A 6433-nucleotide genomic window follows, 5' to 3' on the forward strand; every position below is an offset into this window, starting at 1 on the left:
GCCCGGTGTCAGCCTTCCTGAACGGCGAATTCACGGCGCGCGCCGGTCTCGCTGTCGAAGAAATGCGCGGCCCTCATGTCGCAGGCGATCCAGCAATCATCGAGATCGGCGGGAAGCGCGCTGCGGTGGGCGGTCAGCGTAACCCGGCCGGCCGGCGTCTCGCAATGGAGCACGACGTCCGAGCCCGTCATTTCGCTCAGGGTGACGCTGGCGGGAAGGGCGGTGCCCGCGGGTTTCGCGCCGACCAGCGTCAACGCGTCCGAACGCAGGCCGATGGTCAGGTCCGACGGAATGCCGGCGCTCTTCAGCTCGGCGGCTTCGAGGAAGTTCATTTCCGGTGCGCCGATGAAGGAGGCGACGAAGCGGTTCGCCGGCCGGTCGTAGATCGCCTCGGGCGTGTCGAACTGCTGCAGGTGGCCGTCTTTCATCACGGCGATCCGGTCGGCAAGCGACAGCGCCTCGGTCTGGTCGTGGGTGACGTAGATGATCGTGGCCTTCAGCGCCTTGTGCAGTTCCTTGATCTCGCGGCGCATGACGACGCGCAGCGCGTTGTCGAGGTTCGAGAGCGGCTCGTCCATCAGGAAGGTCGAGGTCTCGCGGGCGATTGCCCGGCCCATGGCGACGCGCTGGCGCTGGCCGCCGGAAAGGGCCGCGGGCTTGCGGTCGAGATAGGGCTCGAGCTGCAGCGTGCGGGCAACGTCCTCGGCCCTGGCATTGCGCGCCTTCTTCGCCATGCCGCGCAGTTCCAGCCCGAAGGCGATGTTCTCGCGAACCGTCATGTGCGGATAGAGCGCATAGTTCTGGAAGATCATCGCGATGTCGCGATCCTGCGGGGCGATGTCGTTGGAACGTTTGCCGCCAAGGATGATGTCGCCCTCGCGGCAGGTTTCGAGCCCCGCGATCAGGCGCAGTAATGTCGACTTGCCGCAGCCGGAGGGGCCGACGATGACGATGAATTCGCCGGGGGCGATATCCATCGATACGCCGTGCAGCACGGTCGGGCCCGGGTCATAGGATTTGCGGATGTTCTTCAGTGTAATGCGGCTCATGGTCTCGTCTCCTGGCGGGCATTACGGATGGAAAGGGCAAGGGTCGGACGGTCGGTGGTGAACACCTTGACGCCGAGATCGAAGGCTTTTTCGATCTGCGGACGGGTGTGTGCGGCCCAGCAGCCGAAGCCGAGGCCGGCCTCTTCCACCATCGCCTGCAGTGCGGCGCTGGCGGTATCGATGTTGACGCCGATTTCGGCGATGCCGCGCAGGCGGGCGATTTCGATCACGCCGCGCGGGCCAAGCTGGGTGAGGAGAGGGGGCGAGACCAGCCACAGCGCCGGCCGTTCTGTGACTGCGGCAAGGTCTGTCAGCGTGTCGAGCAGGAAGGAGGAGAAGGTCGCGGTGGCAAGCTTTCCGCCGGCATCGAGCGCGGCAACGGCCTTTGGCACGAAACCGGGATAGGGGCGTCCGTCATGGCCGGGCTTGATCTCGCAGCGGAAGGCGACAGGGCTTTCGGCGAAGATGGCGCAGAGCTCCTCGACGTAGAGCGGATGGCGGAAGCCGGTGCCGGCGTGGTCGACGATCGCGGCGCGCACCTCGGCGGCCGTCATCGCCGCAATCACGCCGCAGGTATCGGTGGTGCGATCGAGGGTCGCGTCGTGATGGACGATGATGCGGCCGTCGGCGGTCGGGTGCAGGTCGAACTCGACCTCGTCGACGGCCATGGCGGCGGTGGCGGTGAAACCCGCCCAGGTGCTGTCGCCGAATTCGAGCGTACCGCCGCGATGGGATGCAATGCGTGTCACTGTATTCTTTCCAGTCATGGTCATGATTATTTCACGGCGCCCATGGTGATGCCGCGGATCAGGTGGCGTTCGACGAGCACGAAGCCGAGGATCACCGGCAGGAGCGAGATGGTGGAGGCGGCCATCACCAGCGGCCAGTCGATCAGCCCTTCGCCGGGGTTGAGGCGGTAGAGATGGGCGAGGCCGACCTGCAGGGTGTAGAGGTTCTCGCGGCTGGTGGCGACCAGCGGCCAGATGTAGTTGTTCCACTCGCCGATGAAGATGTAGAGGCCCATCGAAAGGATGGCGGGCTTGGCGATCGGCACGATCACGCGCCACAGCACCTTCATGGGCGTCGCGCCATCCATATAGGCGGCCTCATCGAGCGCGCGCGGAATGCCGCGGATATATTGCCGGAGGAAGAAGGCGGCGAAGCCGTTCGAGATCGCCGGCAGGATCAGTCCGGCATAGGTGTCCAGCAGGCCGGCATCGGCAAGCGTCAGGTAGTTCGGGATCAGGCTGATATGGCTCGGGATCATCAGCGTCGCCACCGTTGCGGCAAACAGAAGGTTGTTGCCGGGGAAGGTGAAGCGGGCAAAGGCGAAGGCCGCCATCGTGGCGAAGGCCGTGCCGATGACGGTGACCGCGCCGGAAACGATGATGCTGTTGAACAGATAGCGAGCGAAATTGTACTGGCCGACAGCGACCTCGTAGTTGATGAGGGTGAAATGCACCGTGCCGGTATAGTAGGCCGTCGAGGTCTGGAACGACATCCAGATCGAATAGAGCACCGGCGACAGGAACAGCAGGCCGGCGATAAGTGCGAGGCCGGAGAGGATGGGATTGTCAGGCTTCATAGTGAACCCTCCGTCCGAGGACGCGCGACTTGAACACGGCAAGCCCCACCAGAAGGATGAACAGCAGCACGGCAAGCGCCGAGCCCTGGCCGATATCGAAGAGGGTGAAGCCGATCTGGTAGAGACGGTTGACGAGAAGATCGGTGGCGCCGGCGGGGCCGCCCTTGGTCATGACGTCGACCAGCGTGAACACCTGGAACGCCTCGATCACCGAAATCACCAGCAGGAAATAGGTGGTCGGCATGACGAGCGGGAAGGTAACCCGGCGGAACACGTGGCGCCTCTTTCCGCCGTCGACGGCGGCGGCATCGTAGAGCTCCTGCGGGACCGCCTGCAGGCCGGCAATATAGATGACCACGTCATAGCCGAGCTGCTTCCAGGTGTTGATGAAGATCAGCACGCCGAGCGCCAGGTCCGGGTTCTGCATCCACCGCACCTTGTCGATGCCGACCATGCCGAGAAGGCCGTTCATCATCCCGAAATCGGTGGCGAACACCCAGGAAAACACCACGGCGATGGAGACCGTCGAGGTCACGGACGGCAGGAACAGGGCGCCGCGCAGAATGCGTCGGGAAAAGGTCTCGCGGGTGAGCGCGCTCGCAAACCAGAGCGCCAGGCCGAGCCGGATCGGCACGGAGATGACGGCGAAGACGGTCGTTACCCACAGCGAGTTCCAGAACGCATCCGAGCGGAACAGGACCCGGTAGTTGTCGAAGCCGACGAAGGGCTTGTCGGCCGACATGAAGTCCCACTGGCGGAAACTGAGATCGACGCTGGTGACGATCGGGATATAGGTGAACACCGCGATGAACAGCATCAGCGGCAGAACGAAGAGATAGGGCGTCAGCTTGCGCAGCATGGGCGGCTTCCTGTGCTGCCGGGTTTGCCGGCAGGCTGTTGGCGGCTTGGCCCGCGCGCCGGAGCGGGCGCGCGGGCCTTTGCTTCTGTCCTGATTTCAGCGCTTACCTGGCGAGGCGGTCGGCCTCTTCGCGGGTGCGGGCGGCAAAGTCATCGAGCGCCGGCTGCACGTCCTTGGTGCCGAGCGCCATGGCCTGCCAGACATCGTATTCGTTGGCGCGCATCCAGGTGACGACCGGCGGGCGCGGGCGAAGTCGAGCTGGTCGATGGCGACCGTGATGCCCTCTTCGTTGGCGATCGCTTCGGCCGCACGCGGCTGGTCAGCGGTCTTCTTGTTGATCGGCATGTAGCCGGTCGCGGCAAACCAGATCGCGTTCGATTCCGGGTTGGCCGCGAACGAGATGAACTTGTAGGCCGCGTCCTTCACATCCTCATCGGCGGAGGGCAGGATGCCGATGCCGGCGCCGCCGATCGGAACCGAGCAGACCTTGTTGCAGGGCATGGGCAGCACGACGACACTGTCGCCAAGCGCCTTGTTGACGTCGCCGTAGTCGCCGGTCGAGTTCATCATCATGCCGGCATGGCCGGAGAGGAAGATCTGCTTGTCGGTCGATTCCTCGGTCACGCCATTGGGCGAGGCGACACCGTCCTTCACCAGCGAGGCCATCCATTCGTAGGCTTCTACCGTGTTCGGGCTGTCGATGAGAATGTCGCCGGACCTGGAATCGATAAGGTCGCTGTCGTTCGACATGATCAGGCCCCAGCGGGCGAACTGGCCCGGAGACGTCATGCCCATGACATCTTCACCGCCCAGACTATCGGTGATCTTCGAAGCGGCGGACTTGATGTCGTCATAGGTGACGAGCGGCGGCAGCTCGGCGTAGCCGGCCTTCTCGAAAACGTCCTTGTTGACGTAGAGAACCGGCGTCGAGGAGTTGAACGGGATGATGTAGTTCTTGTCCTGATAGACGCCGACTTCGCGGGCGAAGTCGAAGAGATCGCCGGAAAGCGGATCGTTGGCGAGCTGTTCGGAAAGATCTTCAAGCACGCCACGGTCGGCGAACAGGCCGTAGCGGGTGACCTCCATGATCACCGCGTCAGGCGCGCGGCGGGCCGGAATGGCCGCCTGGAGCTTGGCGACGATGTCGTTGTAATTGCCGATGAACTGGGCATCGATATGGACGTCGGGGTTCGCGGCTTCGAAATTGTCGATGATCTCGGCAAGGGCTTTGCCGTTTTCGCGATCGTCGGCGAAGCTGTGCCAGAATTCGACGGTGGTGTCAGCGAAGGCGGCAGGCGCCATCAGGGCGACGGCGCCGGCGAGGAGATATGCGGAAAGGGTCTTCATGGAAATTGTCCTTTGCAATCATAATTGCAGTGTGATGACACTCTGCAATTATCTGTCCCGGACGACATTCCGATGAATGAAAGATGAAGCTTTGACAACAAACCCGGCTCACGGCGTGGCTCCGCCCTCGAAGGGTAACTCGGCCCCGGTGGCATAGGTCGCATCGAACGCCAAAAAAGCCACCGCCCTTGCCACCTTAGGTGATTACAACTTGCTTTCCATGATGCCTGCCCATGGTCACTCCTCCATGCCGGGCCTTATTGTCTCGCTCTGACGACAGGGGCGAGAACTTCGAGGCACCACGTGCGGAAATCGGTCGGCGCCGGATTCGGTTCCGGTCTCCCGACCAGTCGATCCATTCCTTCATTCTTCGCTGTCAGCATCTCGATCATTGCCTGTGCCATACCGTTTGAGGCGCCATGAGCGAGCGTCATGTCATGCATCTCTTGCATCGACATCTCCTGAAACCGTATGGGACGCGCCAAGGTCTCGCTCATAGCGGCCGCCATCTCGCCGAAGGAGATATCCTCGGGCCCCATCATCGGAATTGCATCCACACCGGTCCAGGTGGCGTCGAGCAGGAGGTTTGAGGCAACGGCAGCGACATCACGTGTGGCGACGGCCGTCACGGGGAGGTCGGCCGGCGATGGCCAGTAAAATACGCCGTTGGCGGCGATGCCGTCGATCTGCCGCAGCAGATTTTCCATGAGCGACCCGCAGGCAAGTGCACGATAGTGCACGCCAGTCTCGGCAATCCTGTCGTCCAGGGCCAGCGTGGCGGTGACATGGCCCGCGGCCCGCGGCCATCCGCGTCCCAGCGCCGATATGCCCACCACGCGCTTTACGCCATGCGCCGCCATCGCCTCACAGCCCGCGCGGGAGAAGTCGACATAGGCCGCCATCGCGCTTTCCGCTGTCATGTCGCCGGGCGGCAGCCAGAAGACGGTCTCGGCACCTTCGAAAGCGCGCGTGACCGTTTCTGAATCACCATGAGAGCCGAGAACAACCTCAACCTTGTTGCGCAGCATTGCTGGAATCTGATCGGGATTGCGCGCGATCACCCGAACCGGTTTTGATTCAGCCACGATGCGTTCGAGAACCTGACGGCCGATATTGCCGGTCGGAGCGGTTATGACGATCATTATCGAATTCCTTGTGTTTGCTGACGTTTTTCGTGGTCGGGAATTTAGGCTCCGCAACTCGAACGATACATGCTACAAAATTCGGATTTTCATCGCAGTCGTTCAAAAAATGCCATGGATACTCTGTCTCAAATCGTATCGACCCTGAAACCGAAACATGTGCGCGCCGTCGGACTGGAGGCAGGGGGCGCCTGGTCCCTGGCGTTCGGTCACTATGAGGGCATCAAGTTCAATGCCGTGATGAGGGGCGATTGCTGGCTGTCGATGGACGGTCGGGCCGCACCGCTGCGCATTTCCGCCGGAGATTGTTTCCTGCTGACACAGGGCACACCGTTTCGACTGGCGACCCACCTTGAAGCGCCTTCGACCGATGCCGCCAGTATTCTCGGGCCGCTTCGGGGGGGGGGGGGGGGGGGGGGGGGGGGGGGGGGGGGGGGGGGGGGGGGGGGGG

General features: G+C 63.1%; 7 protein-coding genes. 1 reads left to right on the top strand and 6 read right to left on the bottom strand.

The window, feature by feature from the left end; translation table 11 throughout:
* Window positions 1-8: 8 nt before the first annotated feature.
* The 6 genes from V6766_RS20170 to V6766_RS20195 all read right to left on the bottom strand — a co-directional run bounded on the left by V6766_RS20170 (window position 9) and on the right by V6766_RS20195 (window position 5982).
* Window positions 9-1049 carry an ABC transporter ATP-binding protein gene (locus V6766_RS20170; RefSeq protein WP_448469529.1) on the bottom strand — a complete coding sequence of 347 codons (1041 nt, stop codon included), beginning with the start codon at window positions 1047-1049 and terminating at the stop codon, window positions 9-11.
* Window positions 1046-1798: a glycerophosphodiester phosphodiesterase family protein gene (locus V6766_RS20175; protein ID WP_448469532.1), complete on the bottom strand. Its 753-nt coding sequence runs from the start codon at window positions 1796-1798 to the stop codon at window positions 1046-1048. Before V6766_RS20175 ends, V6766_RS20170 begins: the two co-directional genes overlap by 4 nt.
* A 26-nt stretch (window positions 1799-1824) precedes the next feature.
* On the bottom strand, window positions 1825-2634 hold the full coding sequence (locus V6766_RS20180; RefSeq protein ID WP_448469534.1) for a carbohydrate ABC transporter permease: 810 nt from the start codon (window positions 2632-2634) through the stop codon (window positions 1825-1827).
* A complete protein-coding gene (locus tag V6766_RS20185; RefSeq protein WP_448469536.1) occupies window positions 2624-3493 on the bottom strand; it encodes a carbohydrate ABC transporter permease in 870 nt (289 codons plus the stop codon). Before V6766_RS20185 ends, V6766_RS20180 begins: the two co-directional genes overlap by 11 nt.
* Before the next feature lie 96 nt (window positions 3494-3589).
* Window positions 3590-4840 carry an ABC transporter substrate-binding protein gene (locus V6766_RS20190; RefSeq protein WP_448469538.1) on the bottom strand — a complete coding sequence of 417 codons (1251 nt, stop codon included), beginning with the start codon at window positions 4838-4840 and terminating at the stop codon, window positions 3590-3592.
* A 257-nt stretch (window positions 4841-5097) separates the two neighbouring features.
* A complete protein-coding gene (locus V6766_RS20195) occupies window positions 5098-5982 on the bottom strand; it encodes an NAD(P)H-binding protein (protein ID WP_448469540.1) in 885 nt (294 codons plus the stop codon).
* A 114-nt stretch (window positions 5983-6096) separates the two neighbouring features.
* On the opposite strand from V6766_RS20195, the gene V6766_RS20200 reads away from it, so the two are divergent.
* Window positions 6097-6433 (top strand): cupin domain-containing protein (locus V6766_RS20200; RefSeq protein WP_448469542.1); only part of this gene is annotated, 337 nt, incomplete at its 3' end.

This window comes from Martelella sp. AMO21009, from assembly GCF_053484295.1.

Coding starts and splice junctions, on each gene's coding strand:
- V6766_RS20190 (WP_448469538.1), bottom strand. CDS start 4,840: ATGAAGACCCTTTCCGCATATCTCCTCGCCGGCGCCGTCGCCCTGATG.
- V6766_RS20195 (WP_448469540.1), bottom strand. CDS start 5,982: ATGATCGTCATAACCGCTCCGACCGGCAATATCGGCCGTCAGGTTCTC.
- V6766_RS20185 (WP_448469536.1), bottom strand. CDS start 3,493: ATGCTGCGCAAGCTGACGCCCTATCTCTTCGTTCTGCCGCTGATGCTG.
- V6766_RS20170 (WP_448469529.1), bottom strand. CDS start 1,049: ATGAGCCGCATTACACTGAAGAACATCCGCAAATCCTATGACCCGGGC.
- V6766_RS20180 (WP_448469534.1), bottom strand. CDS start 2,634: ATGAAGCCTGACAATCCCATCCTCTCCGGCCTCGCACTTATCGCCGGC.